22 protein-coding genes are annotated in these 26931 nt (G+C 31.3%); 7 read left to right on the top strand and 15 right to left on the bottom strand.

The features are described 5' to 3' along the window. The first annotated feature begins 11 nt into the window (after nt 1-11). The 3 genes from ASC44_RS08510 to ASC44_RS08500 all read left to right on the top strand — a co-directional run bounded on the left by ASC44_RS08510 (nt 12) and on the right by ASC44_RS08500 (nt 2804). Entirely contained in the window at nt 12-1286 is a 1275-nt protein-coding gene (locus ASC44_RS08510) for an MFS transporter (protein WP_055447176.1), read from the top strand. 78 nt (nt 1287-1364) lie between these two features. Continuing rightward, on the top strand, nt 1365-2024 hold the full coding sequence (locus tag ASC44_RS08505; RefSeq protein ID WP_055447175.1) for a peptidoglycan-binding domain-containing protein: 660 nt from the start codon (nt 1365-1367) through the stop codon (nt 2022-2024). Nucleotides 2025-2162: 138 nt separating this feature from the next. Beyond that, a complete protein-coding gene (locus ASC44_RS08500; RefSeq protein WP_055447174.1) occupies nt 2163-2804 on the top strand; it encodes a hypothetical protein in 642 nt (213 codons plus the stop codon). Here the strand turns inward: ASC44_RS08500 and ASC44_RS08495 are convergent. The 3 genes from ASC44_RS08495 to ASC44_RS08485 form a co-directional block, all read right to left on the bottom strand. Next, nucleotides 2801-3553: a UDP-2,3-diacylglucosamine diphosphatase gene (locus ASC44_RS08495; RefSeq protein ID WP_055447173.1), complete on the bottom strand. Its 753-nt coding sequence runs from the start codon at nt 3551-3553 to the stop codon at nt 2801-2803. The two genes, ASC44_RS08500 and ASC44_RS08495, sit on opposite strands and share 4 nt — an antisense overlap. Before the next feature lie 204 nt (nt 3554-3757). Then, a complete protein-coding gene (locus ASC44_RS08490) occupies nt 3758-4210 on the bottom strand; it encodes a 6-pyruvoyl trahydropterin synthase family protein (RefSeq protein WP_055447172.1) in 453 nt (150 codons plus the stop codon). A gap of 138 nt (nt 4211-4348) precedes the next feature. Further along, nucleotides 4349-5683 (bottom strand): MATE family efflux transporter, encoded by a 1335-nt coding sequence (locus ASC44_RS08485; protein ID WP_055447171.1) that lies wholly within the window; start codon nt 5681-5683, stop codon nt 4349-4351. 91 nt (nt 5684-5774) lie between these two features. Here ASC44_RS08485 and ASC44_RS08480 point away from each other — a divergent pair, with 91 nt between their 5' ends. Both ASC44_RS08480 and ASC44_RS08475 read left to right on the top strand, forming a co-directional pair. After that, nucleotides 5775-6572, top strand: coding sequence for a universal stress protein (locus ASC44_RS08480; RefSeq protein WP_055447170.1), 798 nt, complete (start codon nt 5775-5777; stop codon nt 6570-6572). A gap of 179 nt (nt 6573-6751) precedes the next feature. After that, nucleotides 6752-9118 (top strand): hybrid sensor histidine kinase/response regulator, encoded by a 2367-nt coding sequence (locus tag ASC44_RS08475; protein ID WP_055447169.1) that lies wholly within the window; start codon nt 6752-6754, stop codon nt 9116-9118. Here ASC44_RS08475 and ASC44_RS08470 read toward each other — a convergent pair. The 5 genes from ASC44_RS08470 to ASC44_RS08455 all read right to left on the bottom strand — a co-directional run bounded on the left by ASC44_RS08470 (nt 9115) and on the right by ASC44_RS08455 (nt 18699). Further along, nucleotides 9115-9960: an alpha/beta hydrolase family protein gene (locus tag ASC44_RS08470; protein ID WP_055447168.1), complete on the bottom strand. Its 846-nt coding sequence runs from the start codon at nt 9958-9960 to the stop codon at nt 9115-9117. The genes ASC44_RS08475 and ASC44_RS08470 overlap by 4 nt on opposite strands. After that, a complete protein-coding gene (locus ASC44_RS08465; protein ID WP_055447167.1) occupies nt 9960-12713 on the bottom strand; it encodes a PD-(D/E)XK nuclease family protein in 2754 nt (917 codons plus the stop codon). Before ASC44_RS08465 ends, ASC44_RS08470 begins: the two co-directional genes overlap by 1 nt. 70 nt (nt 12714-12783) lie before the next feature. Further along, nucleotides 12784-14202 carry an OmpA family protein gene (locus ASC44_RS18495; RefSeq protein ID WP_420835940.1) on the bottom strand — a complete coding sequence of 473 codons (1419 nt, stop codon included), beginning with the start codon at nt 14200-14202 and terminating at the stop codon, nt 12784-12786. A gap of 120 nt (nt 14203-14322) precedes the next feature. Continuing rightward, complete coding sequence (gene kbl, locus ASC44_RS08460) at nt 14323-15519, bottom strand: glycine C-acetyltransferase (protein ID WP_055447166.1); 1197 nt, start codon at nt 15517-15519, stop codon at nt 14323-14325. A gap of 33 nt (nt 15520-15552) precedes the next feature. Then, a complete protein-coding gene (locus tag ASC44_RS08455; RefSeq protein ID WP_055447165.1) occupies nt 15553-18699 on the bottom strand; it encodes a UvrD-helicase domain-containing protein in 3147 nt (1048 codons plus the stop codon). A gap of 203 nt (nt 18700-18902) precedes the next feature. Between ASC44_RS08455 and ASC44_RS08450 the strand changes: the two genes are divergently transcribed. Next, on the top strand, nt 18903-19511 hold the full coding sequence (locus ASC44_RS08450) for a superoxide dismutase (protein WP_055447164.1): 609 nt from the start codon (nt 18903-18905) through the stop codon (nt 19509-19511). 95 nt (nt 19512-19606) lie between these two features. On the opposite strand, the gene pheS is transcribed toward ASC44_RS08450, so the two are convergent. The 3 genes from pheS to ASC44_RS08435 all read right to left on the bottom strand — a co-directional run bounded on the left by pheS (nt 19607) and on the right by ASC44_RS08435 (nt 21660). Beyond that, on the bottom strand, nt 19607-20626 hold the full coding sequence (gene pheS / locus ASC44_RS08445; protein ID WP_055447163.1) for a phenylalanine--tRNA ligase subunit alpha: 1020 nt from the start codon (nt 20624-20626) through the stop codon (nt 19607-19609). Nucleotides 20627-20726: 100 nt separating this feature from the next. Then, nucleotides 20727-21164, bottom strand: coding sequence for a lipocalin-like domain-containing protein (locus ASC44_RS08440; protein ID WP_055447162.1), 438 nt, complete (start codon nt 21162-21164; stop codon nt 20727-20729). Nucleotides 21165-21306: 142 nt separating this feature from the next. Beyond that, nucleotides 21307-21660 carry a hypothetical protein gene (locus ASC44_RS08435; protein WP_055447161.1) on the bottom strand — a complete coding sequence of 118 codons (354 nt, stop codon included), beginning with the start codon at nt 21658-21660 and terminating at the stop codon, nt 21307-21309. A 60-nt stretch (nt 21661-21720) separates the two neighbouring features. On the opposite strand from ASC44_RS08435, the gene ASC44_RS08430 reads away from it, so the two are divergent. After that, nucleotides 21721-22239 (top strand): CvpA family protein, encoded by a 519-nt coding sequence (locus tag ASC44_RS08430; protein WP_055447160.1) that lies wholly within the window; start codon nt 21721-21723, stop codon nt 22237-22239. A 4-nt stretch (nt 22240-22243) separates the two neighbouring features. Here ASC44_RS08430 and ASC44_RS08425 read toward each other — a convergent pair whose 3' ends face one another. From ASC44_RS08425 to ASC44_RS08410, 4 genes are all read right to left on the bottom strand, one after another. Further along, a complete protein-coding gene (locus ASC44_RS08425) occupies nt 22244-22597 on the bottom strand; it encodes a DUF6686 family protein (RefSeq protein ID WP_152973299.1) in 354 nt (117 codons plus the stop codon). A gap of 17 nt (nt 22598-22614) precedes the next feature. Beyond that, the gene (locus ASC44_RS08420; protein ID WP_055447158.1) at nt 22615-24804 is read right to left on the bottom strand and encodes a PepSY domain-containing protein; all 2190 of its coding nucleotides are present in this window, start codon (nt 24802-24804) and stop codon (nt 22615-22617) included. Between the two features lie 58 nt (nt 24805-24862). Further along, a complete protein-coding gene (locus ASC44_RS08415; RefSeq protein WP_055447157.1) occupies nt 24863-25348 on the bottom strand; it encodes a DUF2271 domain-containing protein in 486 nt (161 codons plus the stop codon). A gap of 78 nt (nt 25349-25426) precedes the next feature. Further along, complete coding sequence (locus ASC44_RS08410; RefSeq protein ID WP_055447156.1) at nt 25427-26905, bottom strand: ankyrin repeat domain-containing protein; 1479 nt, start codon at nt 26903-26905, stop codon at nt 25427-25429. Nucleotides 26906-26931: the final 26 nt, after the last annotated feature.

Below are 26931 nucleotides of genomic sequence, written 5' to 3'. Positions count from 1 at the left end.
TTATAACTACAATGAATAAAATTAAAAACGATCCATACGCAGCACTTCGCTTTAAAGAATTCAACATTTTTTTAACCATGCGTTTTTTCTTAGTTTTTGCTTGGTCTATGCAATTTATTGTTATAGAATGGCAAGTATATGCACTAACTAAAGACCCATTATCGCTTGGTATTATTGGTTTAATGGAAATTATTCCAGCCTTTACAATGGCATTATTTGCAGGACATATTGTGGATCAGCGCGAAAAAAGAAACCTACTAGCTATTTGTTTAGCAGCTTTTTCGATTATAAGTTTTGCTTTATTTTGGCTAACATCAGAAACCGTTTCTCAAACGTGGTCTAAAAGTAATTTGCTATATTCTATTTATGCTTTGGTGTTTTTCGGTGGTTTTTTACGTTCCTTTTTTGGACCTACTATTTTTTCTTTGGTGGCTTTAATTGTGCCAAAAAAAATCTACCCGAACGCTGCAACTTGGAATAGCTCGACTTGGCAAATGTCGCGTGTTTTAGGTGTCGCTTTTGCTGGTTTTTCTATTGGTTGGATTGGTGTGCATCTATCCTTGTGTATTGTATTTTGTTTAGTAATGGCAGCGTTAGTTATGGTGTTTCAGATTTCTAAAAAGCCAATATTAAATCCTAAAATAGGTGAACCTATTATGCAGAGTTTAAAAGAAGGAGTCAGTTTTGTATTTAAAACAAAAGCAATATTGGGCGCTTTAACGTTAGATATGGTTTCTGTTTTATTTGGAGGAGCAGTAGCACTTTTGGCAGTTTTTGCAGAAGATATTTTAAAAGTAGGACCACAAGGTTTTGGTGTTTTAGTAGCAGCACCGTCTGTTGGTGCCTTTTTAACCATGTTGGTAACAGCTTATATTCCTATTAGTAAAAATGCAGGTATGAAATTGCTTATTGCTATTTTTGGATTTGGAATTAGTATTGTTGTTTTTGGTTTATCTTCAACATTTTGGATTTCGGTTGTAGCACTCTTTTTTAGTGGTGTAACAGATGGCGTTTCTATGGTAATTAGGCAAACCATTCTTCAGCTTAAAACACCAGATAATATGCGTGGTCGAGTGTCTTCGGTAAATTCTATGTTTGTTGGTAGTTCTAATGAGTTAGGCGCTTTTGAAAGTGGCATTACAGCAAAACTTATGGGTACAGCAACAGCTGTTGTTTTTGGCGGAACCATGACGTTAATTACTGTAGTAGCTACTGCTATTGCATCTCCAAGTTTTAGAAAATTAGATTTAACTAAAGATTTTGAAACTAACGATGAATCGGAATAAGTACAACTGGCTTTAAAATCAAATTCCCTTATATTTGTTTAAGCTAATAATCTGTTTATATTCAAAATAAGTTTTTCAATGAAAAAAATTCTTCTCTTTATACTTGTTGTTATTATTGCAATTTTTGCATATTCTCAATACACAGAATATCAACGTTTTCATCCTAAAAAGGCAAACTTAGCAATAGCTAAAAATATAGATATAAATTACCATAACAAAGAAACAGTCTATAGCTATTATGAAGCCTTGGAAGGTGCTAATAATTACATGCAAATGCAATGGAGTGCTAACAATATTGATGTTAGAAGTCCCGAAAGTGATGATGCAGAAACAACGATGGTATTGACCGAATATGGAAATAGAGTAGCGAAAGTGAATTATTATAAGGCAATTTTAGAACAGTCTAAAGCGTTTAAAAATGAAGGTTTAACGAATGAAGATATTAAGTTAATTGAAACTAAAGGGATCTCTATTGCAGATTATAAGAAAGCTGAAATCACTTTAAAACATAAGGGATTGGTATTGAGTATGATGCCAGAAAAGGCTTTGTATTCTGGAGAGAAAAGCGCTTTTGTTTACGAAATACAAAGGCTTTTGGAGAAACAAGGTTATACTATTCCGGTAGATGGCGTTTATAAAAATATAACGTCGGAAGCTTTAAAAAACTTTGAAGAAAAAAACAACTTATTTCCTGACGGTAAAATTGATATAATAACTTTAGATTTATTACTAAAATAAGTTATATATTGAAAACTATAAATTAATAATCCCTAATATTTAATTTGTAACTAACTAAAAACCTGCAAATAACTGATTACTAAAACATTTTTTAAAACTCTGGCGCTATTATTAGGTGCCTTTAGTGTTGTTATCTCTATGACAGCATATAATGGGCTTGAGTTGTACTCTAAGCCTCTTTTTCATGTAGTTTTATTAGTGGCTTATTCTATTTTTACAAAAAAAATAAAACCCTTATTTTACTTATTTTATTTGAGCGCTATTACTATAGAGTTTATAGCTAAATCTAGCATTGTATTTAGTATGGTATGGGTGTTGTTACCATATTCGATATGCTTTTTTAGTGGCGATATTTTATTACTTCCGTTAATAAAAAAAAGGAGACTAAAATTTAAAGGTATTAATCGCATTTTTATTTTATTAGTAACTGGAGTTTTAGCTTATATTATTCTCTCTATGTACTTTACGTTTATGAGTAAACTTAATAGTAATTTGCTTTATGCTATAGCAACGCTTTTATTTACTTCTTTTTTATTCTGTTGTTTTTATATTACTTATGTATATAATCATCCTAAAAGTATTCTACTATTTTTAACAGGTATTGGATATAGTATAACTTGTATTTTTGGTTTGATTATGGTGTTTTTAAGAATAGAAAACCCTCTACTTTTTGGACTTTTAAATTTAAGTGAAACAGTAGCACAGTTTTGTTTTGTCTTTTTTATGATAGATTTTAAAGAAGTGTTTGACAATAAAGATATTATTGCCTTGGAAGATTAGTATTCTTTTAGTTCCATAGTTTCTCCATCGAAGACTCCATAAGTATAATAACTTACCCAATCGCCAAGATTTACATATCTTGAAGTTTCATTTAATTTAATGTCTAATGGTAGATGTCTGTGACCAAAAACAAAGAAATCTCTATGTTTGTTTTCTAGTTTACGTTTGCAATATTGTGCAAGCCACTCGTTGTCCTCTCCTAAAAATTTAGCATCATCGTCTCCAGAGATCATTTTATTTTTAACTGAAAGATGTTGTGCTATACGCATACCAAAATCTGGGTGTAGCCAACGGTATAACCATTTAAAAAACGGATTGGTGAATACTTTTTTCATGCGTTTATAACCTTTGTCTCCAGGACCAAGACCATCTCCATGGCCAATAAAAAAGGTAGTATTGTTAAAGGTATATTCTTGTGGTTTGTGGTAAACAGGAATATTTAATTCTTCTTCAAAATAACCATTCATCCATAAATCGTGATTTCCAACAAAGTAATGGATTGGGATTCCAGAGTCGCTAATTTCGGCTAGCTTACCTAAGGTTCTTGTAAAACCTTTAGGAACTACGGTTTTATACTCCATCCACATATCGAACAAATCGCCAAGTAGAAATATTACTGCTGCGTCTTCTTTTATCTCATCTAACCAAGTGACAAACTTTTGTTCACGAGGAAAGGATTCCTCTTTTGTGGGAGCTCCTAAATGATTATCTGAAGCGAAATATATTTTTTTTCCTTTTGGAATTTGCATTTTGTAAATATAACCAATTCTTGCTAAGGCAGGAATCTCTTAGTAAATTAACAATGGTCTTTAATTTGGTTAGTAAGCTAGTAGGTGATTGCGTTAAGGATTGAAACGGCATCCTTTTTTTGCTGCCATATATGGCAAAAAAAGATATAGTGTAAAGCCTGACCAAGACATGCGTTTACGTGTCTTGGTAACGCCCAAATTGTTCTAACTGTTTTCACTCGCATACCACTCGGCATACGAACTATCTGTTTCTTGAAGTTTTAAGGAGTGTAATTGTATGTTTTCCGGTAAACGGTTTTTAATTTTTTTAGCAAAATCTATAACCATCATCTCGCTTGTTGGTTGGTAATCTACCAATAGAACGTTGTGTCCTCTGTCTTGAAGTTCTTTTGCTAATTCTACATGAGGTGTGTTTTTATTGAAAACAGTGGCATGATCGAATACATTTACAATTTCTTCTTTTACTATTTTTTTAAGATCTGTAAAATCGATAACCATTCCGAATTTTACATTTGTGCTATCTGAAATAGGCTTACCAAAAACGGTTACAGATAGTTTGTAACTGTGTCCATGAACGTTTTTACATTTTCCATCGTAGCCATAAAGTGCGTGACCAGTTTCGAAAGAAAAAAGTTTAGTTATACGAATGTTTCCCATTATCTGCGGTTTCTAAATCTATTATATACATAGATTATAATTATAACAAAGGCTAGTATAGCAAAAAAGCCGCTGCCTCCTAAAAAATTTAATATTTCCATTTTTTTGTATTTTAATGAGCTTTACGTTCGCCCAAAGTTAATTCTTTTGTGATAGTGGTAAAAATTCTTTTCTAAATTTTATGATTAATGGTAGTCCACGAACTACAATCCATAGTGTTAGTGCAAAAAAAATGCCTGTTAATTTTAGGTTGTAATGGTCTAGGACGTATAGTGTGGGTAAGAAAATTATAAATGTAGATATTAACAAGAGGTTTCTTAAATCTGCCATTTTACCAAGTCCTTTAAACATACCGTCGAAAATAAATGCTAATGCACACAGCGGTTGCATTGCTAAAACTATCCAGAAAATGCTGTAAAACTGTTCTAAAACTTCTGGTTCTTTAATAAAAACCCTTCCGATTGGGTAGTAAAATATTGAACCTAAAATGGCGATAATTAACCCAATAGCGATGCCATATTTTATTAATCTATTGCTTAGTGTAATGAGTTTGCTATACTCTTTGCCACCTACTAGCTTTCCTGAAAGAATATTTCCTGCACTTGCATAACCGTCTATTAAAAAGGCGCCTAGAAACCATAAATTTATTGCTATTGTATAGGCTGCAATGTACTCTTTGCCATAGCCTGTAGCAAAGCGAGTGGCAAAATACAAGGTAACGTTTAAGGCTATGGTTCTAATAATTAAGTTACCAATCATTAATAAAAAGCGATTTATTTCTTTATTTAAAGGAAGGCTAAAAGCTAATGGGATATCTGTTTTTTTAAGAAGGTAGTAGCCAGAAAGCAATGCCATTAAAAATTGAGCAATTACGCTAGCATAAGCTGCGCCTTGAATGTGCATTGCAGGAATAATATCTGTAATACCATAAACGAAGACATAGTCTAAAATAATATTTGCTATTGCTCCAATTATAGCGATAATCATTGGGAAATACGTGTTTTGTAAACCTCTAAATACTCCAAAAACAGCAATAGTAAACAGCGTAAAAGGAAAACCAAAAACACGAATGCTGTAATAATCTACCGAATATTCTAGAATTAGATTTTGGGCGTTATAAAGTCTAAAAATAGCTTCTGCAAATGGATATGTAGCAAGAATAATCAGGATGCTTAATGATGTAATTATAAAAATGGCTTGAGCTGGTAGGTTCTTTACTTCATCTAGTTTTTTTGCACCTAAGTATTGCGAAATTATGGACGAGATCGCGCTTCTTGTTTGCCCAAAAACCCAAATTAACATGGATAAAAAAGTTGAAACGATACCAACTGCGGCAAGAGACTCTGCTGCATTAAAATCTACATTTCCTATTATTGCAGCATCTGTTAAAGATAAGATAGGCTCAGACACTCCTGCAATAAGAGCAGGAATGGCTAATTTGTTTATATGTTTTAAGCTAATATTAGTACTCAAGGTGTGTTTTACTTTTTAGAGTAGGCTAAGGTCGGAAGTTTTAGCATAAAAATAGTATTTTTGCAGTCTAAATACTTTTAATCAATACGCCATGAAAAATATTTTAGTTCCAGTTGGATCGTCTAAAAATGCCAAAAGTCACTTACAATATGCTGTAGATTTTGCAGAAGCAACAGGAGCTAAGCTTTTTGTTGTTCAAGTATATAATTTTTATACTAAAGCAGGAACGATGATTAAGATAGATCATATAATAGAACGTGAGAGTAAGGCTTTTTTAGAGCATCATGTTGCGCAAATTGATCGCAAAGGTGTAGAGGTCGTTACTAAAACATTTAAAGGTAAATTAATTAGTACTATAGATTTAGTTTGTAAAAATTTTGACATTGATTTAATAATTCTAGAACCTAGAACAAATTCTATTAAAGATGAAGTGTATTTAGGTAAGACTTCTGGTAAAATTATTAAACAGACTAATATTCCTGCATTAATAGTGCCTGAAGGATTTGTTTTTAAACCTATTGCTTCAATATTATTTGCATTGAAATCTGCAATTATTAATAGAAAGGAAGCTTTAGAGCCTCTAAAGTCTATTAAAAGCAGCTTTAATGCTAATGTAGATTTGCTTTTAGTTAAAACGCCATTTTATAATGCTGATGATTTTAATGTGAGCAGTGAATTGAAAAGTATGGTTAGAAATACTACAGAATCTGAAAACGCTACTACTTATCAAGGGTTTTTAGAACATTATAAAACAACTAATCCAGATTTGTTATGCGTTGTAAGGCGTAAGCGTGGTTTCTTTAAAAAGTTTTGGGAAAAGAATGTAATGCTTAAGAAAGATTTTCATGTAAGCAAGTTTCCTGTTTTAGTACTTAGTGGTTTAAAATAAAGAGATTAAATTGAATTATTTTCACGTAAGATCTTATTAGTTAGTGATTTAAAATCAACCATTTTAAATCTTTTATAAAACCAACTTTTATTATATTGCGTATATAGAGTGTTCAGCTATTAAATCCCTCTTCACATAGTTGTACTTGATTTTTTTGATAACGAATTTAAATCAACAAAATGCGTCAAGTATTAATATTATTTGTTAGCCTAGTATGCTGTGTATCATTTGCGCAAAATAGCGCGTACAACCCAAATACAAGTAAAGGTAAACTTTATGAATATGCCCAATTTGCTAAGGCAGAGAATGGAGGTGTAACTATAGATAGTATTCTAGAAGGTAAGAGTAGTTTAGCTTTTAAACCTTTAACGTCTGAATACCAAAGTGTAGGGTTTTCTACAGATGATTATTGGTTAACCTTTAAATTAGAGAATTCAGCAAAAGAGTCTAAAGTTTATTATTTGCAGACAGCTAGACCAGTTACCGATGTTGCGAGCTTATTTCAAGTAGATAAAAAAAATAAGGTATCCGAGTTTAAGAGTGGAGATATCATTCCTTTTGACGAGCGACAGGTGGCGCATCGTAAAACTATTTTTAAGGTTGAATTGCCTAAAAGTAGTAGTCAATTATTTTACATTCATTTAAGAAGTGATGGAGAGACCTTAAACCTTCCGCTTATATTACAAACGGAAAGTGAGTTCTGGAAAGCTAATTACTCTCAACAATTGTTTCTAGGATTTTTTTACGGATTATTGTTTTTGGCAACAATAGTTTACATGTTTTTCTTTACTAGTTTATCTAATAAAACATTTCTTTACTACGGTTCTTACGTTTTTTCTATTGCATTGTTACAGTCTGCTCTTGATGGTATGATATTTCAGTACGTATTACCTTCTGGTGGGTTTTTAAATAGTAGAGCAGTTTTAATTACCGCATTAGTTTCTAATTTTTTTCTATTGAAGTATTGTGAATACTTTTTAAAAGTAAAATCTTTAAATAAAGTTATAAAAATTGTTTTTAAAATACTTTATGGAGTGATTATTATTTTAGGAATCATGCTATTTGTTAACGATAATACCAAGTCTTTGGTCTACCCAATTGTTAATGTTAATGGCCTACTAAGTTTAATTTTAATTTTAATAACTCTAATTTATTCGCGATATAGAAGTGTTAAAGTTGATGCGTTCTTTTCTGTAGGTATTTTCTTTTTAATTGTTGGTTTAATGGCCTTTGTGATGAATAACTTAAGCTTGTTACCTAATAATTTTGTTACGCTAAACAGCGCAAAATTTGGTATCACATTTGAAGTTATATTTTTATCATTGTCAATGACTAATTTAATTAGAGACTTACGTTTAGAGAAAGAAGACTCTCAAATAATAGCTCTTAGTAAATCAGAAGAGGTAAGTGAGCTTAAAAGTTATTTTATGTCTAATATTAGTCATGAATTAAGAACGCCTATTAATGCTATTATGGGTATTGCGGATGATGAGTTAGACAAGAAGCTAAATCCAGAAAGTCATAAAAACTTCGAGGTAATTAAACATGCTTCTTTAAGTTTATTAAGTAGTATAAATGATATTTTAGATTTTGAAAAAATTGAAAAAGGAGAGTTAAAATTAAGAGAAGAGGTTTTTAACCCAAAAGAAGTAATAGCCCAAATAAGTAGTAATTGGCAGCGAATGGCAGAGGTAAAAGGGTTGAAGTATACTTTGTATATTGACGATACGCTTCCTTATAAAATTGAAGGTGATGTAGAGCGTTTTACACAAGTTATTAATAATGTTTTAAGTAATGCTGTAAAATTTACGGCTTATGGTAAAATAGATTGTTCTATTAAAGCTATTACTAATAACAACGGTTTTACGCAATTAACTATTAGTATTTTAGACACAGGTATAGGAATTTCTAGCGATAAAAAACTAAACTTATTTAATAGTTTTGGGCAAATGCGCATGAATGATAAGCGTAGTTTTGGAGGTGTAGGTTTGGGATTAAGTATTGTAAAGCATTTAATAGATTTGTTTGGAGGTACTATTAGCATTGATAGTGATGAAGGTCGTGGTACAGAGGTTTCTATGAAAATGGAATTTAAAATTATCGAACAAATAAAATTTGGAGCCAAGTCTAGTGTAATAGAAATAGAAGAGAATGCTCCTAAGGTTTTAATTGTTGAGGATAATTTAATGAACCAAATGATAATGCAGAAAATACTCAAAAATCTCTCTATAACCGATTACAAACTAGCAGCTAATGGAAAAGAAGCATTAAAACTTTTACAAAATAATACATTCGACATTATATTAATGGACTTACAAATGCCTATTATGGATGGTTATGAAACTACTGTAATTATACGAAATAGCCCACCAGGTAGTGTTAATAAAAACATTCCTATTATTGCTGTTACAGCAGATGCAACGGATACAGCTAGACAGAAAGTAATGGATGTTGGAATGAATGATTACATTACAAAACCTGTAAATAGAGAACTACTTTCAAGAAAAATTAAGGAACACAAATTAAGTATTCTAAAAATAGCCTAGTTATTATGTATTTGCCCAATACAGTGATCTATTACCTGAGTTAGAGGTTTTGGAGGTATTAGTTCTTTCCAAGGATGTTTAGCTCCAAAAACATGATCACTATTCTCAATAGAAATTAATTTACTTTTTGAATGCCATGAATGAAGAGATTCTGCTTCATTAAATTTAACTGAAGGATCATCTTTAGCATGAATTATTAGATGTGGTATTTGTAATGATTTTTCAGCCTTCTCTATATTTAACCTTTCTTCGTTTTCTTTAAAATTTGTGTAAAATTGATAGTTATGAGGCATTTGTTGTTTTGTTCTTCCGTTTAAAACATATTTAACGCCTTCCTTTTTCCATTGGGTTAAATTGCCAATTGTAGCAGTACGCTTTTCGAAATCGCATACGCTAGCCAAAGTTATTAAGTTGGATATTCTCGAATCTTCAGCGGCCTTAATTATAGCGATCCCACCACCACGAGAGTGCCCTATAATTGTGACATTTTTATAATCTATCTCTTTTTTATAATCAAAATTTTCTGATAAAAAATGATTCAATATTGTATCTAAATCATTTAATTCTTTAGTGTAGTTGTTTTCTGCAAAAGCTTTTAAATCTGGAAAATCTATCGGGTTTTCTGGTGTTCCACCATTGTACGAAAAATTAAATTTTACAAAGAATATTTCTGCTTTCTTAAAAGCGTCCGCCATCAAATTCCAGCTTCCCCAATCTTTAAAACCTTTATAGCCATGACAGAAAATAACTAGTGGTTTAGGTTTTTTGGTTTCATTATAAAACACATCGTAAACAATAGGTTTTTGTCCCTTGTTATGTAAAATCTGGTTTTGTTTATTCATTACACTTCTTTTTCGATAAAATTAATCTCAGGATTACAAATTTCTATAATTAGCTTTTTTAATTCTTCAAAGTAGCTGTCTAACGTTTCTTGCGTAATTAAAGTGTCTTTATTTCCACCTCTTTGTTTTTCTTTTTTTGTGAACTTTAGAAAGCCAGCGTTTAAATTTTTAAATGAAATTATTCCAGCTTCAATTGGGAAATTTAGAGGTTTAACCGTATTCATCATGTAAGCATAAGCGAGTATTTGAAAGCTTTTACTGTATTTTTTATAATCGGAAGTTATATCTTCCCAGTCGAGTATTGAAGTTTGGGAGGCATCAACTTTTCCTGTTTTATAATCTATAATCCTAGTAATACCATTGTATTCGTCTACACGATCCACAGTACCTTTAAGGTTGACCTCAAAGCCTAATTCGGGTATGTTTAATGGTATTTCTGTTTTTGCCTCTAGAGCAATTATCTTTATAGTATTACCTGCTTTTAAATCCTTGATTTCTAAATTTAAGAAGTTTTGTACGTAACGTTTGGCAATTTCAAAAATAATAAGGTTTTTACCTTTAGTCATGTCTCCATCGGCATACACTTTTTTGAAGAACATGGTGATATTGCTATCAATCTTAGGAATCATTTTTTTTATATCTTCAACCTGTAAAAGTTTACCAATAGACGGTATGTATAGAGCTTCTAAGGTGTCATGAACAACAGTTCCCATGGTGTTGGCGGCAACAGTTTCTTCAACATCTTCAAGATCTTTTATACCAAGTAGTTTCTGGTAATAGAAGTCAAGTGGGTTTCTTGTATAATTTGTTAAAGAAGAAGGAGAGAAACCTCGTTTTGCTATTTCTTTTAATTGATTTACTATTGCTTTAGTTTTTACAATTTCTTTTAATTCTGTATTGAAACTTGGAACTTGAGGTGTTACAATTTTATGATTAAAAGTATGAATATCTTCTAACTCTAATTGATTGATAAAACGGCTTTTTTCACCACCAGTTAATATATCAGCTTCGGTATTATAAAGAATATACACGTTTTTTGCTCTCTGTAATAATCTATAAAAGTGATAAGTATAAACAGCATCCTTTTCTTTATAAGTAGGTAATTCGTTTTCTACCTTTACATCAAATGGAATAAAAGAGTTGTTTGATTTTCCAGATGGTAGAACACCTTCATTTACACTAGAGATAATTACTGTTTCGAAATCTAATACACGAGATTCTAACATTCCCATGACTTGAAGGCCTTCTAAAGGTTCTCCTTGGAAGTCTAATGTCTCACTGGTTAATAGTTCTTTGTAGATGCTAAAGAGTGCAGATATATCATTTATATGTTTATAGCTTTCGTTTAGCCTAAAGAGTTCATTAAAGAGCTTATTAAAGCGGTATAGATATTCTAGGGATATTAGATGGTCTTCTTTCTTTATAGACAGATGTTCTTTTATTGATTTTATTAGAAAGAAGCAATTTTCAATAGCATTGTTTGCTGTATTTTTCCAATTATTAAAAAGGAGCTCTAATATTTCTGAATTGTTTTTTGTGTATGCTTTTAAATCAATTAGGGATAAGTATACTAAGTTGTTCTTTTTTATGGTCTCAATCAATAGAGAAGCGGTGTTAGTGTCCTCATTAGAAAATAAAGGTCTTATAAATTGATGAGATAAAAGACCAATGATATCTTTGTAATAATACTTATCGGATGCTTTTTTATGAATAGCAAAAAGTTGTTCAAAAAGTGATGCGAGCGGAATAGAACTTAAAGGAAATCCCATCGTTATATTAAGCTTATCTATTGATGATGGAATTGAGTTTAAAACTGGGATAAGTAAGTTTTCGTCCCCAAGAACAACTGCCGTACTTTTAAGGTTTGGATTTTGAGTTTCAATTATTTTTAAAATTGATCCAATGGTTTTTGCTTGACCTATATTTTTGGGTACACCTAATATTTCAATATTTTTAGATTTAGAATAGTGGTTAGTTATCCAATTAAATGGGTTTTTTTCAAAGTACTTCCAATTAGTTTTATGGTTTCTGGTAAATAAACCAGCATCGTGAATTGGATTGTTAATAAAAACGTCGTCAACATCCCAAAATACTTCTGCTAAGCTATTTTCAAGTAGCTCCTGGATTATGGTTTCCTCGGCTGTATTTAGTGCATTGAACCCTAAAAAAATATGTTTCTGCTCAGTGCTAGAACAATAATTTTTAATGTTTGTTACAGCTTGTCTATATATTAAACCTTGATAACCTGTTTTCTTGTCTATTAAAGCTTCTGTATAATGTTTGTAATAGAGTTTTAATTTGTCCCAAAACTTAAGATAGTTTTTTACAACATCTGTTTTGTTATCTTCTAGAGACCAGTGGTCTAATTCTTTTATTGCTCCTAAATAATCGAATATTTTATTTTGAGGAATGAGGTAACGATCTATTTCGTTAAAATCTTGAAGTAATATTTGAGCCCATTTAGAAAAGCTTTCAAATGGTTCTTGCTCCTTTTTTGGAGTTAAAGCTAGATAGGAGTTGTAAAACTCGAATAACAGTTCTGTGTTGGTAATCGATTTTAGCTTGGCTAAATCTTCAACAAACTCTTCAATACTAATAATATTAGGTGAGAATATTGTTTTATTTACTACAGCAGATAGTTCCTGTCTAAGGAAGACACCAGCACGTTTACTTGGTAATATAAAGCTAAGGCTTGATAAGTCTTCACCTTTATCTTTAAGGTTTTTTAATACATCGAAAATAAATGATTTCATTGTATAAAAATAAAAAACGCTTCGGTAAACCGAAGCGTTTTTAAAAACTTATTTAAAAGTAATGAGAAACTTATTTTTTAAGTTTAATCTCAGTACGTCTGTTGTTTTTTCTACCATTTCTTGTAGCATTAGAATCTACTGGGTAATCTTCACCAAAACCGTAAGAAGTTAATCTCGCTTTAGAGATACCATTAGCTATTAAGTAATCTCTTACTGCGTTAGCTCTTCTTTCAGATAATAATTGGTTAGAAGATTTAGCACCTACACTATCAGTATGACCTTCGATAGAGAAGTTAGAATCTGGATACTCTTTTAATATAGCTGTAATATCTTTTAAAGATTGGTAAGCTTGTTCTTGGAAACTTGATTTTCCAGAGTTAAATAAGATTGTTCTAGCATAGCTATTTAATCTATCGATAACTTCTTGAGTTGGTTGAACAACTTCAACAACTTCAGGACAACCATTGTTTGCAACTGTACCTACTACTTTAGGACACTTGTCAACATTATCAGTTACTCCATCACCATCAGTATCAGCCCAAGGACATCCATTGTTAGCAGCTGGACCAGCTTCTTTAGGACATTTGTCTTTAGAATCAGCTACACCATCACCATCAGCATCAGGACAACCGTTTAAAGATTTAAGACCTTTAACAGTAGGACAATCATCGCTACCATCTACAACTCCGTCACCATCAGTATCAGGACAACCGTTGAACTCAGCTAAACCAGCTTCGTTAGGACAAGAATCTTTAGAATCTTCGATTCCATCACCATCAGTATCAGGACAACCGTTGAAAGCTTCTAAACCTTTAACTTCTGGACAAGCATCATTCTTATCGAATATACCATCACCATCAGTATCAGTTCCTCCAAACTTTACAGTAAAACCTGCAGAATGTTGGAAGTGAGAATCTAAATAATCTTCAAATGAATGCTTATACTTAGACTCTACTGAGAAACCTACGTTATCAGTAAACCAGTAAGTTAAACCTAAAGAACCGTTTAATGTACCAGCACCATTATTGTTGCTACCACCAACACCATTTGTGTTAAAAGCACCTTCTTCAACCCAAGTATAACCACCACCAACACCAACTGTTGGATCTAATTTTTTACTTTTAATTATTTCAGCAAGGTGGTATCTTACGTTACCATCAACTGCATAGTAGTTTAAATCAGCTACTGTTGCATCTCCATACTTTTCAATTTTGTTGATAGAACCACCAGCTTGTAAAGAAAAGTTGTTACCCATATACTTAGATACAGATATTGTAGATAAAGATGGAAGGATATTCCAGTGATCAGAAGCATTAAAGTACTCATCAAAAGTCTCAGTTGCTTGAGGAAACCCGTCGTTAGTTGGGTAGAAATCTACCGCATTAATTCCAAAATTAATAGCCCAAGGATTGTCTTGGTCTTGTGCATTCACATTACTAAAACTTACTACAAGTACTAGAGTGAATAATAATCTGCTAAGATTTTTCATATTCAAAAATTTAATTTTTAAGTGTTAATTAAAAGCAAAAATAAGTTGTTAAATAGTATTAACAAAGACAAATATATAAAAATATTGATTCTTGTGCTAAAATGTTAAAATATATAATGGTTATTTAATAATATCTAGTGTTTTTCCGACCTTAATAAAAGCTTCGATCGCCTTGTCTAAGTGGCTTTGTTCGTGTGCTGCAGATAGTTGTACTCTAATTCTAGCTTTTCCTTTGGGAACAACCGGAAAAAAGAAGCCAATAACGTAGATACCTTCTTTTAATAGCATATTTGCCATTGTTTGAGATAATTTTGCATCATATAGCATAACTGGAACTATAGCAGAGTCTCCATCAATAATATCAAAACCAGCAGACTTCATTCCTTTTTTAAAGTAGTTGGTATTGCTTTCAAGCTTATCTCTTAGAGAAGTGTCATTTTTAAGCATATCGAACACTTTAATAGAGGCGCCAACAATAGCTGGTGCTAAAGAATTCGAAAACAAATACGGTCTAGAACGTTGACGTAAAAGGTCTATCACTTCTTTTTTAGCAGTTGTATAACCACCCATAGCTCCACCTAGAGCTTTTCCTAATGTTCCAGTAATAATATCGATTCTTCCTAAAACACCTTTGTCTTCTAATGTACCAATACCAGTTTTTCCAATAAATCCTGTTGCATGGCATTCGTCAATCATTACTAAAGCATCATACTTATCTGCTAAATCACATATTTTATCTAAAGGAGCCACTAGTCCATCCATAGAGAATACACCATCGGTAACTATTATTTTATGTCTTGCACCATTTTTATTAGCATCTATTAGTTGTTGTTCTAAATCTGCCATGTCACTATTTTGGTAGCGATAACGGGCAGCTTTACATAAACGAACACCATCTATAATAGAGGCGTGGTTTAAAGAGTCGGATATAATTGCATCTTCTTTTCCTAATAAAGGCTCGAAAACACCACCGTTAGCATCGAAAGCTGCTGCATATAATATGGTGTCTTCTGTACCATAAAAATCTGCAATTTTTTGCTCTAGCTCTTTGTGTATATCTTGAGTACCACAAATAAAACGCACCGAACTCATTCCAAAACCATGAGTATCCATGGCATCTTTTGCTGCTTGTATTACCTCTGGATGCGACGATAAGCCTAAATAGTTGTTTGCACAAAAGTTTAAAACTGTTTCACCAGTACTTAAAGTTATCTCTGCACCTTGAGGAGATGTGATTATGCGTTCTTCTTTATAAAGACCATTATCTTTAATGTCTTTTATTTCTTGTTGTAAGTGTTGTTGTATTTTACCGTACATGTTTATTTTGTGTTTGTTGATTCTACAAATTTATTAAACTATTGTTACATCATCATTTATATATAGTAGTAATTTCTTAACTACTTTAAATCCCATGTCTTCTAAAACATCTTGATAATCTTGTAATTGATGTTGGTGTTTTGGGTTTAGTTTTCCAGTTTTGTAATCTATAATAGTTACTTCGTTATTAATTATAACTAAACGATCTGGTCTGTATATTTTTCCGTTTTTAGAGATAATATCACGTTCGTTATAGATTGTATTGCCACCAGAGAAGTAAGGTTTTAAGTCTTCTCGATTTATAATTTTAAGAATTGAAATTTTTAAGGCTTTTGCTTGAGTGTTGTTTATTACGCCATCGCTTTCAAAATTGTTAATAGCTATATCGACATCACTTTCTACTTTTACGTGTTCCATAATATCGTGCACTAAATTTCCTTTTTCTATTGCATCCTCTTGTTTTGTATCCCATAAATATCCTGAATTTGCAATTACCCTAATATTATGATCTTCTTTTGCTGTAGATATAAATTCTTGTTGTTCTATAGTATTTATACTTTGTTCTTTTGCTTTAGATTCTGGTTTTTCTGGAGAGCCAAAACTGTAAGTCGTCTCTGCATCATTCCAATGTCCAGTATTCATTAGGTAGTCGATTAGTAGTCCAGAGTAAGATTTTAAATTTACTTCACCTTTTTTATTAATATCTTTTTTACCTATAATATATAGTTGTTCTACGGGTCTGGTTAATGCTACATATAATAAATTCAAACTATCAAGTTCTAACTCTGCTTGGTGTCTTGAATAAATAGATTTGCCTTCTTCTCCAAAATCTTCGAAGGCTTTATTATAATTTAATAATGCATATTTAAAACCGTTGTACTTTTCAGGGTCTAATAGAAACCATTCTTTAGGCTCTATGTCTTCGTAGATGTTAATCTCAGCATATGGAAAGATAACTACGGGAAATTCCAAACCTTTAGATTTATGAATAGTCATTATCTGTATAGCATCTTGTTCTTCCGGAGAAACGATACTTAATTTTTCTTTTTTAGAATTGAAATACTCTAGGTAGGAAGACAAGTCTGAAATGTTTTTTTGCGAATATTCTAGTACGGTATCTAGATAAAACTGAACATATGCGTTAGATGTTTCTACTAATTTAAAGCTCCTTACAACAGTTTCAGCGAGATCAAACAACCCTTGTTGTACTAATAAATTTGGATTAATATTTATTCCGAAAGTTTCAAAGCTTTTAAAGAAGTGTTCTATATCTAAAAATAAATTATTTTTAAAAAACTCGTGTTTGTCTTTAACGTCATACTTATCAGCTAAAAAATCTAAAATATTAACTTTACACTCTGTGTCGTTTGGGTTTACTAATACTGTAAGTACATTGTTAATGAGTTGCACTTCAGGCGCATTATTAATAAGCATTGTTTCACTAGATGTAATCTTTATATTTTGACTGCTTAAAAATTCTGCAATAGCAATACCATGTTTTTTCTTTCTAACAAGAATACAAATGTCTTTTAGAGCATAACCATTTTCTTGGCAGGATTTTATGGTATCGAAAATATGCTGTGTGTAAACGTCATCTTTATCATTTTCTTCATCTTCAAAATCGATAAAATTAAGGTTTACAAAACCTTTCGTGTCTTTAGATGGTTCTTGATGTGATTGTTCATAGAGATTAGCATAATCTTCGTTAGAAAGCGCATGTGAAGAAATATGCTTGAATAAAGCATTGTTAAAATTAACGATTGTTTCGAAACTTCTAAAATTTGAACCCAGGTTTTTTACATCTTGTTCAATGTAAAATGGCTTAGAGTTTTTATTAAACAACTCCATAAATTGCTCTGCTTTTCCGCCTCTCCATCTGTAAATAGCTTGTTTAGCATCGCCAACAATCATGGCGGTTCCTTTTTCTGCTTTAATATTTTCTCCAGATAAAGTACTATCTACTAATGGTGTTAAATTCTCCCATTGCATTTGCGAGGTATCTTGAAACTCGTCTATAAAATAATGTTTAAACTTTTCGCCCATTCTTTCATAGATAAATGGAGTAGGTTGGTCTTTTATTTCGTTACTAATAATAGCATTGAACTCGCTAATTAGCATTTTATTTTCCTCGGTTTTAATGTCTATTAATTCTTTATTAATAACGGTTAAAACAGATAAAGGTGTTAGGTTTTTGTAAAATAATTTTAAAAATTTAATATGAAAAACGCCTTCTTTAGTTTTTGTAAAGGTCTCTGCTATTTGTGGTTGAATACTTTCTATTGTTTGTTTTGTTGCCTCCGAAACACGTTTGGGATATAATGTTTTTGTATCTAAATCGTCTTGCCATTTTGCGACAAAACCTATTTCAAAATTGCCTTGACTTATTTTTTCAAAATGTTTTGGTAAATAACCACCCGAAAAATCATTAAACTCTAAAGCGCTTGTTTCAAAAAGACTCAGTAGGTTTTCGGCAGAAGCGATAACATTTTCTTGTGTTATTTTAATTTGAGAAACCAATAGTTCTTTTAGATTCTGAAAATCTTTTAAAGACTTGCCATTAAGTGTTTTTACAAAATCTAAATCACTTTCTTTAGTGAGTAGTTTTGCGATATTGTTAAAATCTCTTGCAACATCCCAACTTTTATCGTCGTCTGCTTTTTCTATGGCAAAATCTACTAATATTTTTGTTAACTCTTTATTGGTTCCTGCTTTTGCTATTAAACGATCTACAGCTTCATTTAATAAAGATTCTGTGTCTAATTCTACCTCAAAATTGAGTGGTAAATTTAAATCGTGAGCAAAGGTTCTAATTAGTCTGTGGTTAAACCCATCAATAGTCGAGATATCGAATGCTGCATAATTATGCATGATGGTGTTTAAAATGTCTTTAGATTTTTTTTGAAGTACCTCAGGTTTCATTTTTAAATCTTCAACAATGTTTGTAAACATTGGATGCGGATTTTTTAAAGCATCTTCTTCTGAAAAAGTTTTTAACATTTCTAAAATACGCGCTTTCATTTCTCCAACTGCTTTATTGGTAAATGTAATGGCAAGAATATTTCTAAATTGATAATTTCCTGAAGCAGAAAACAGAATTTTAAGGTATTCTTTAACTAAGGTGAAAGTTTTACCGCTTCCCGCAGAGGCATTATAGACTTGAAATGAAGAGTTTGACGACATTTAATAATTTTAGTACAAGATAAAAACAATTAGTGTGAAGCGTGTTTAAATCTCGTTTTTTTAAGAAGAAAATGGAATAGTTTAAAAATCAAGTTGTTAAACTATTATTAAAACAAAAGACTTAGTGTGAGTTTAATTTTTAATTGATTTGTTAAAGTGTTAAATTTACACTCACAGAATTATTAACATAAACATAAAAAATTATGGCTTTCGAATTACCGAAATTAAAATACGCTTACGACGCTTTAGAACCAAATATTGACGCTCGTACAATGGAAATACACCACTCTAAGCACCACAATGGATATACAACTAAATTAAATGCTGCTATTGAAGGTACAGATTTAGAAGGAAAAACTATAGAAAACATATTAAGTAACCTTGATATGGATAATAAAGGTGTTAGAAATAATGGTGGAGGTTTTTATAATCACTCGTTATTTTGGGAAGTAATGAACCCAGAAGATAAAGGACGTTTATCTGGAGATTTAAAAGATGCTATTGAAGCAGCTTATGGATCTGTAGATGCTTTTAAAGAAGCTTTTAGTAAAGCAGCTGCAACACAATTTGGTTCTGGATGGGCTTGGTTATGCGTGCATAAAGGAGGAAAGGTAGAAGTTTGTTCTACACCAAATCAAGACAATCCATTAATGCCAGGAGTAACTTGTGGAGGAACGCCAATATTAGGATTAGATGTATGGGAACATGCTTACTATTTAAATTACCAAAACAGAAGACCAGATTATATTGATGCATTTTTTAATGTAATTAACTGGAACGAAGTAGAGAGACGTTATGCTTTAGCAAAATAATCTCAGTTTAAAAAATAAGAAAGCCACAACGTAAGTTGTGGCTTTCTTATTTTTGTATAAAGCGTTAATCTATTTTAAGACGACTTATCTGGTGATTATAAGGCAGATTTAAACTGCTCTAAGAATCTTACATCGTTTTCACTTAAAAGTCTAATATCACCTATTTGGTGTAATAACATTGCTATTCTATCGATACCAACACCAAAGGCAAACCCTGAATATTCGTTAGCATCAATACCACAATTTGTTAATACATTTGGATCTACCATACCACAACCGCCTATTTCTAACCAGCCTGTTCCTTTGGTTATTTTATAATCGGTTTCAGTCTCTAATCCCCAATACACATCTATTTCTGCACTTGGTTCTGTAAATGGGAAGTAAGATGGACGTAAACGTATTTTAGATTTCCCAAAAAGCTCTGTAGTAAAGTATTGTAATGTTTGCTTTAAGTCTGCAAAACTTACATCTTTATCTATATATAGTCCTTCTAATTGGTGGAAAAAACAATGCGATCGTGCCGAAATGGCTTCGTTTCTATACACACGACCTGGTGAGATAGTACGAATTGGTGGTTGATTGTTTTCCATATAACGTACTTGTACAGAACTTGTATGTGTACGTAATAAAATATCTGGATCTGTTTGTATAAAAAACGTATCCTGCATGTCTCTTGCTGGATGGTATTCTGGCAAGTTTAATGCTGTAAAGTTATGCCAGTCGTCTTCTATTTCCGGACCTTCACTTACGTTAAAACCTATGCGAGAAAAGATGTCTATAATATCGTTTTTTACAATAGAAATAGGATGTCTTGCTCCAAGAGATACTGGTGCTCCTGGACGTGATAAATCTCCAAAATCTCCTGTTTCTTCTGTAGAACTGTCTAACTCTTCTTTTAAAGCGTTAACCTTTTCTTGAGCGGTGTTTTTTAATTGGTTTATTACTTGACCAAATTCTTTCTTTTGCTCGTTTGCAACATTTTTAAACTCAGCAAAATAATCGTTAAGTAATCCTTTTCTACCTAAATATTTTATTCTAAAAGTTTCAACCTCTTCTTTAGATTGGGCTTTAAAGCTTTCTGCTTCTGCAATGAGTTCTTTTATCTTATCTATCATGACCTCTATAAATGATTAGCAAATTTAATGAATTTACTGTGTGTTACGCATAAAAAAATCTTCTTTATTATAGAAGGTTTTTTGTAATCTTTAAAAGATATTATTGTCTAAGATATACATCTTTATACACTATATCATCAGAAGTATCATCTGGCGTTCCATTGTCATAAGAATCTATAAAATAAAATGTATTCCCTTCAAATGTAATTAGACTCGAAGTTGCACCTTCATCTCCTGTGAAATCGTAAATACTATTTCCTGAATTAGACCAAGTTCCTGTGAACGTTTCATCTAACACACAGTCACCATCTATATTATCATCATAATATACAGCTGAAAAATCACCGTTTTCTGAAACGACAATAGTCTCTTCATTCTCACAAGGGTCTAACGGTTGTTCAACTCCGTTCTCTAAATACTTATAATAACTCCAAGTACCAATAAATGGATCTTGAGTTGAAGCAGTTGCATCATCATCACTACTACATGATGTAAATAAAAGTGCAAGAATACTAAAAGGTAAAATTAATTTTTTCATTTGGTTGGTTGTTTTTATTTGATTTAAAAAAAACGAAATTAAGAAAATTATTACAAGTTTTAATAATAATTAAGCTGCTTTGTTTTATTCGCGTTAGCGATTGTAATAAAAAGCCTGACCCTTGTGGTAACGCCCAAAAATATTATATATACTCTGTTTCTACAAAGTAATTTACGATAGCTTCTTTCATTAAAACGCTTTGTTCACCGGCTTTTAAGGTTGGTAATTCTTCTTTTATATGATAGTGTGGCCAACCGTCTTCGTCTACAAAATTAAGTTCGTAATAGCCATAAGGCACCAATAATTTGCATATTGCAATGTGCATTAAGTCTAGTTTTTGGTCTTTTTTAAATTTACGTTCTAGTTGCCCTAATTCTTGAAGGCCGATAAGGTAGATTATAGCGTCTAAATCTAGTTTTTCTCCATCTGCAAATTGATTGGATAGTTTGCTAACTACCAACTCCCAACGTTCTTTTAACTCTTGATCTCTTGCCATGTATTAGTGTAAAGTTTGAAAGTTGCAAAGTTAGGTTATATTTGCTTAAAATATAATTTTATGGCTGTTATTGATATTGTTTTAGGTGCTTTACTGCTTTTTGGACTTGTTCGTGGTTTTATGAAAGGTCTTTTTGTGGAAGTAGCGTCTTTAGTTGCTTTGGTTGCTGGTGTTTATGGCGCTATACACTTTAGTTATTTTGTTGCAGATTTTTTGCAAAGTAGAACAGAATGGGCTGAAAAAACGATTAATATTACTGCGTTTGCGATTACTTTTGTTATTATTATTCTTATTATTTCGTTAGCAGGAAAGGCATTTACTAAATTGGCCGATTTTGCATCTCTTGGTATTTTAAACAAGCTGCTTGGTGGCGTTTTTGGAGCGCTTAAAATAGGTTTGATTTTAAGTGTATTGCTAATTGTCTTTAATAAAATGAATGACACAATAACTTTTGTTGACGAGGAACATATTAAAGATTCGATACTTTATGAGCCTGTAAAATCTATTGCTCCTATAATATTCCCTAATATTATTAAAGCTGATACTGAAGAAGAAAGCGATACAGAAACCGAAGCTTAAGTGCCTAGTTTAGAATCAAGGTATAATTAATATCGTCTAAGTTTATAGAGCTATTAAAAACATCTTTTGTATTAAAGAAAAGTGTTTTTAATTCTGCTATTTCTTGTCTATTAAACATTAAAACAAGGTTAGGCTGCAAAGATGGTATTGGTATTTTACGTTTTACTTTTGAGTGTGCGTATTTTATTTCCCAATAGTCTGCTTCTATATTTAATAGGTAGTTTTTAAATTTTATATACTGTTCTTCATTAAATTCAAAACATATATTGTTGAACTCTAAATGGTATATTTTACAGTCTTTGCATATAGATAATTCTCCACTACTAACTTTAGATATTGTTTTTATATTATGACACATAATCGTATGTTTTAAGATTAATAACAATCGGTTTTTATTTGATTGTTTTCTTTAAAAGTACTTAATGGTAATTGTAAATTTTGCGTTGTAATTGTATTTAATATGGCTAAAACATCGTTTTGCATGGCTGTGGAACCGCAAAGCATGATTACACCATTATTTTTTAAGGTTTCTGCTATAAATAAAGCGTCTTGCTTTAAGAGGTCTTGCACATATTGTTTAGGTTCTTCTTGAGAAAACGCAATATTTAGTTTTGTTAATTGCTTGTTGTTTAGGTTTTCTTTAATTGACTGATTATAGAGGTTTAAAGATTCCCTTTTTCGAACGCCGTAGTACAAATGTGTTTCAGCTTTATTTTTGTTTTCATCTATCATTCCTAAAAAAGGAGCAATACCTGTACCGTTGGCAATTAAAATAACTTTAGATGCTTTTTTAGGGAAATGAAAGCTTTTGTTTTTTATAATTCTAGCTTTAAAAATAGCTTCTTTAGTAATAGTATTTAAGAAGCCTGAGCCTAATCCGTTTTCGTGTAGCTTAACACTTAATTGTATGTTATTATTTACTTTACCTATAGAATATAAGCGTTCTCGGTAATTGTTTTCAGGATAAATAGCGAGCAAATCTCCAGAGTTAAACTTATTGGTATTTGTTTTTAAGGTGATTAAAAACGTACGGTCCAATTGTGTTTCTGCTATTGTCTTATCTACAACTGTAATTGTATGGTTTAACTTAGGTTTTGCAGCTAGTTTTTGTTGCGAAATAGTAATAGGAAGGTTTCTATTTTTATTCCATAAACTAATCCATTCTTGAAACGATTCTACCGATTTATCGTTAATTGTAAATACAGGTAATTCTTGCTTAAACTGAAGGGCTAATGCATTATCTACATCTATTGCAAATTTGCAAAAATCGGGATAAGCCAACGACCCAAAACCAACTACCGAATAGTTAATACCTTGTACTTGTTTTATGGTTTTTAATCGCTGTAAAAACACATTTGCATTTGCTGGAGCTTCGCCTTCTCCATAAGTTGCAGTCATTACTATAATGTGTTCTGCTTTACTATAGGCATTGTATTTGTTAAGTTCTGCTATATAAACCGTTTCTCCTGCTTTTAATAATTGCTCTTTTAATTGATTAGCAAAAGGTAAGGTACTACCGTTTTCTGAACCGACTAAGATTACATACTTGCAAGCGTCTTTTTTATACTTGTTTTTAAGTTTAGATTTTCTGCGTTTTAATGTCATTGCAAAACCAGAATAGATAAAAAACAATATGTTTACCGTTGCAATAGCTAAAATAACAGACCATAAAACACTTCCTTTTCCGGTGTGTAAAAACAGACTCAAATTTGAAAAAATAGTCACCAACGGATAATTAATTTCACTTAAAACAGCTCCTGAAAATTGGTTGACAATAATCTCTTTGTTTTTAAGTGAAACAATAAAATAATCTTCTACATCTTGCGAAAAAGGAAACTCTATTGTTTTAACCTCTGATAGTTTTGTGTTTTTAAAAACAGAAAAATCTGCAGTATTTAGTTTTGGTGTTTCTAAAAGGGAATCGAAATCTATTTGATGGTTTATTGCGCTTTTGGGTAAAATATCGAACTTTATAGCAGACAAATAAACACCTGTAACGGTAATAATTATAATTGGTATTAAAGATAATCGACCTAAAGCTACATGCCAATATTGGTTAAAATTCTCTTTAACTATTTTAGAGAAAAACGATTTAAGACCGCCTTGTCTTTTTAGTATTAATACAGTTCCTGAAACTGCAATTAAGAATAATAGAAACGAACAAAAACCAACAAAAAAACGACCAATACTTTTTAAAAATAAGGATCTATGAAAATTAGTTATCCATTGAAAAAACTTAGAAACCTCTATTTTATCACCAATAAATGTCGCAGTTCTTGGGTTTATGTAGCCATTTAAACTTTCGCCGTTGTTAGTAATTACCGAAGCTGATACAAATTGATTTGCATCTACTTGCACGGCTATAACCTCGGGATACTTATCTTGTAAATTAGATATGGTTTCTGCAACAGTAACACTATTAAAATCTGATATTTTATATGGCTCGAATTGTTCTGAAATAGGTTGGAATGCTAAAATGATTCCAGTTATGGATGCTAACAGAATAAACATAAAAGAAGATACAGCCAGTGCGAGGTGACTGTATCTCCATATAGAAATGGTCATGTTTTATTTTTTTGAGACGTAGTAATTTTGTCTCTTATTTAAAATCTATTATACTTTATTAGTTAGGCATCATACGCACGTAACGTATAAAACCCGAACCTTCTTTTTTGCTCTTTACATTTTCTTTTGTTAAAGCAAACTCTACATCTTTAGTGTAGTAGTCTTGATCCTCTACAGCGGTTTCAAAACGAATACTATAACCTGTATCTATTTTAGAATCTTCAATTTCTAAAACACTAATATTTCTTGCACCTCCAGCAATTGTTGCTCCAGTAATAGCATCTATATTTGCTCGTTTTTTACCGTAGAATTTCCACCATTCTGAAATATCATGGTACCACTCATCATCATCACCTTGAACATAAAGTGTTTTTTCGTATTCGCCTTCTGGATTTATAAGTGAAATAACGACGTATGCATTTTCACCTGAATAATTAATCATTTGAATCATACATTTATACGATGTCGATTCTGTTACTGTTGTAAAGGATAGTGTTGAAATTGCTAGAACTCCAAGCACTAAAAGTGTTTTTATTGCTTTCATTAATTACTTTATTTTTATCAATTTGAATTAATCTTAATTATCACGAGTTCCCAAATCAAGTTCAGGATAATTTAGTCATTATTTTAAAAAATCTAAATTGATGTTTTTTGATTTTAAAATTTCGTTTTCTAATGCTAAATCATAAGCCGTTTCCTCAAAATCTGTACCCATTTCTTTTTTAGCTCCAATAGAAATTAAATACTTTAAAATATCTGTATCTTTTGCTTGTAACGCAGCAAGATGTAATGCGGTATTTCCTTCTTTGTTTTTAGCATTTACATCGATATCATATTGCTTAATAAGTTTTAATAGCGCTACATTATTTTTCGCCAAAGCTAAATGGTATAATGTATTACCATTATCTTGGGTTTTAGTAATATCTAAACCGTTTTTAGTTAATACATCTAATTTTTGTTTAAAATGATCTTCTTTTTTAGTTGAAAAAGATTCCATTAAATAAACTGTTAGATTATTTTTATCAGCGTCTAATGTAGCAACATTCGCTTTGTTTTTAATTAAAAAATCAACCACTTCTGATGCGTTGTTTTCTACCGCTAGAGCGAGAGCAGATGCTCCTTTTTTATTAACTTGGTTTACATTTTTTACATTACTAAATAATAATCTTACGGTTTCTAAACTATTTCTATTTGCGGCATTTATAAATGGTGTGTTTCCGTTTTGATCTTGTGCGTTTACATCCGATCCTTTATCAATAATATAGTTAATAAGCTCTAAGTCTTTGCTTCTAGAGGCTAAAATATGTAAAGCGCTCTCACCTTTAACACCACCATTTTTAGAATCTAAACCTAAACTTTCTAAATACTTATAAAAGTCTATTGTATTTGCTTTTCCTCTGGTGCCTTGGGCTGCAAATACAAATGCGTTATCAGTACCTTTAATACCTTTTTCCAGTAACTGGTTCAATAGCGTTACATTTCCTGTTTTTGCAACGTAATTAAAAACACCATTACCATCTCTATCTACGCTATTAATATCTACTCCTTTTGAAGTGAAATAATTTATTAACGTATAGTCCTTATCGTAAGGTGCAACTAATAATAGAGCATTCGCTCCATTTGGAGTTACATCTGTTTTTACTTTAGCTCCATGTGCAATACATAGATCGTAGACCTTAGTATCTTGCTGTCCAGATCCAGCTGCGAAATTTAATATTGTACTTCCTTTATCATCTTTTATGTCTGTTCTTGCTCCATTACTTAAAAGATATTCCATAAGTTCTACATTACCTTTATAAGCTGCCCAGAAAATGTATGTTCTACCATCATGAGTAAGTTTATTTACATCATTTCCTTTTTTAGATTGGATGTATTTTATAGTTTCAAGTGGTGCATCTACTAATATTGCAGAAGTTACAGCATCAAAATTATTACTATTAGCCTCTGCTATATTATTTCCTTCTTTTATTTTTGTTTCAATAGCTTTAATTGTTGGATTAGATTTCCAAAAATCTCTATTTAAAAACACATTGTCCTGTGCAAAAATTTGTGTACTTAAAAAGAGTATTACGACTATTGTTATGTTTTTTAAATGTTTCATGGGTATTTAATTATAGTGTCTTTTAT

This window comes from Lacinutrix mariniflava, from assembly GCF_001418015.1.
Classification (GTDB): Bacteria; Bacteroidota; Bacteroidia; order Flavobacteriales; family Flavobacteriaceae; genus Lacinutrix; species Lacinutrix mariniflava.
The sequence above is the reverse complement of the archived record's forward strand: the minus strand, read 5'-3'. Positions and strand labels throughout refer to the sequence as shown.

Coding starts and splice junctions, on each gene's coding strand:
- ASC44_RS08455 (WP_055447165.1), bottom strand. CDS start 18,699: ATGTCGTCAAACTCTTCATTTCAAGTCTATAATGCCTCTGCGGGAAGC.
- ASC44_RS08470 (WP_055447168.1), bottom strand. CDS start 9,960: ATGAATAAACAAAACCAGATTTTACATAACAAGGGACAAAAACCTATT.
- ASC44_RS08440 (WP_055447162.1), bottom strand. CDS start 21,164: ATGAAAAAATTAATTTTACCTTTTAGTATTCTTGCACTTTTATTTACA.
- ASC44_RS08495 (WP_055447173.1), bottom strand. CDS start 3,553: ATGCAAATTCCAAAAGGAAAAAAAATATATTTCGCTTCAGATAATCAT.
- ASC44_RS08480 (WP_055447170.1), top strand. CDS start 5,775: ATGAAAAATATTTTAGTTCCAGTTGGATCGTCTAAAAATGCCAAAAGT.
- ASC44_RS08435 (WP_055447161.1), bottom strand. CDS start 21,660: ATGGCAAGAGATCAAGAGTTAAAAGAACGTTGGGAGTTGGTAGTTAGC.
- kbl (WP_055447166.1), bottom strand. CDS start 15,519: ATGTACGGTAAAATACAACAACACTTACAACAAGAAATAAAAGACATT.
- ASC44_RS08450 (WP_055447164.1), top strand. CDS start 18,903: ATGGCTTTCGAATTACCGAAATTAAAATACGCTTACGACGCTTTAGAA.
- ASC44_RS18495 (WP_420835940.1), bottom strand. CDS start 14,202: ATGAAAAATCTTAGCAGATTATTATTCACTCTAGTACTTGTAGTAAGT.
- ASC44_RS08500 (WP_055447174.1), top strand. CDS start 2,163: ATGACAGCATATAATGGGCTTGAGTTGTACTCTAAGCCTCTTTTTCAT.
- ASC44_RS08490 (WP_055447172.1), bottom strand. CDS start 4,210: ATGGGAAACATTCGTATAACTAAACTTTTTTCTTTCGAAACTGGTCAC.
- ASC44_RS08410 (WP_055447156.1), bottom strand. CDS start 26,905: ATGAAACATTTAAAAAACATAACAATAGTCGTAATACTCTTTTTAAGT.
- ASC44_RS08510 (WP_055447176.1), top strand. CDS start 12: ATGAATAAAATTAAAAACGATCCATACGCAGCACTTCGCTTTAAAGAA.
- ASC44_RS08425 (WP_152973299.1), bottom strand. CDS start 22,597: ATGTGTCATAATATAAAAACAATATCTAAAGTTAGTAGTGGAGAATTA.
- ASC44_RS08475 (WP_055447169.1), top strand. CDS start 6,752: ATGCGTCAAGTATTAATATTATTTGTTAGCCTAGTATGCTGTGTATCA.
- ASC44_RS08505 (WP_055447175.1), top strand. CDS start 1,365: ATGAAAAAAATTCTTCTCTTTATACTTGTTGTTATTATTGCAATTTTT.
- ASC44_RS08465 (WP_055447167.1), bottom strand. CDS start 12,713: ATGAAATCATTTATTTTCGATGTATTAAAAAACCTTAAAGATAAAGGT.
- ASC44_RS08420 (WP_055447158.1), bottom strand. CDS start 24,804: ATGACCATTTCTATATGGAGATACAGTCACCTCGCACTGGCTGTATCT.
- pheS (WP_055447163.1), bottom strand. CDS start 20,626: ATGATAGATAAGATAAAAGAACTCATTGCAGAAGCAGAAAGCTTTAAA.
- ASC44_RS08415 (WP_055447157.1), bottom strand. CDS start 25,348: ATGAAAGCAATAAAAACACTTTTAGTGCTTGGAGTTCTAGCAATTTCA.
- ASC44_RS08430 (WP_055447160.1), top strand. CDS start 21,721: ATGGCTGTTATTGATATTGTTTTAGGTGCTTTACTGCTTTTTGGACTT.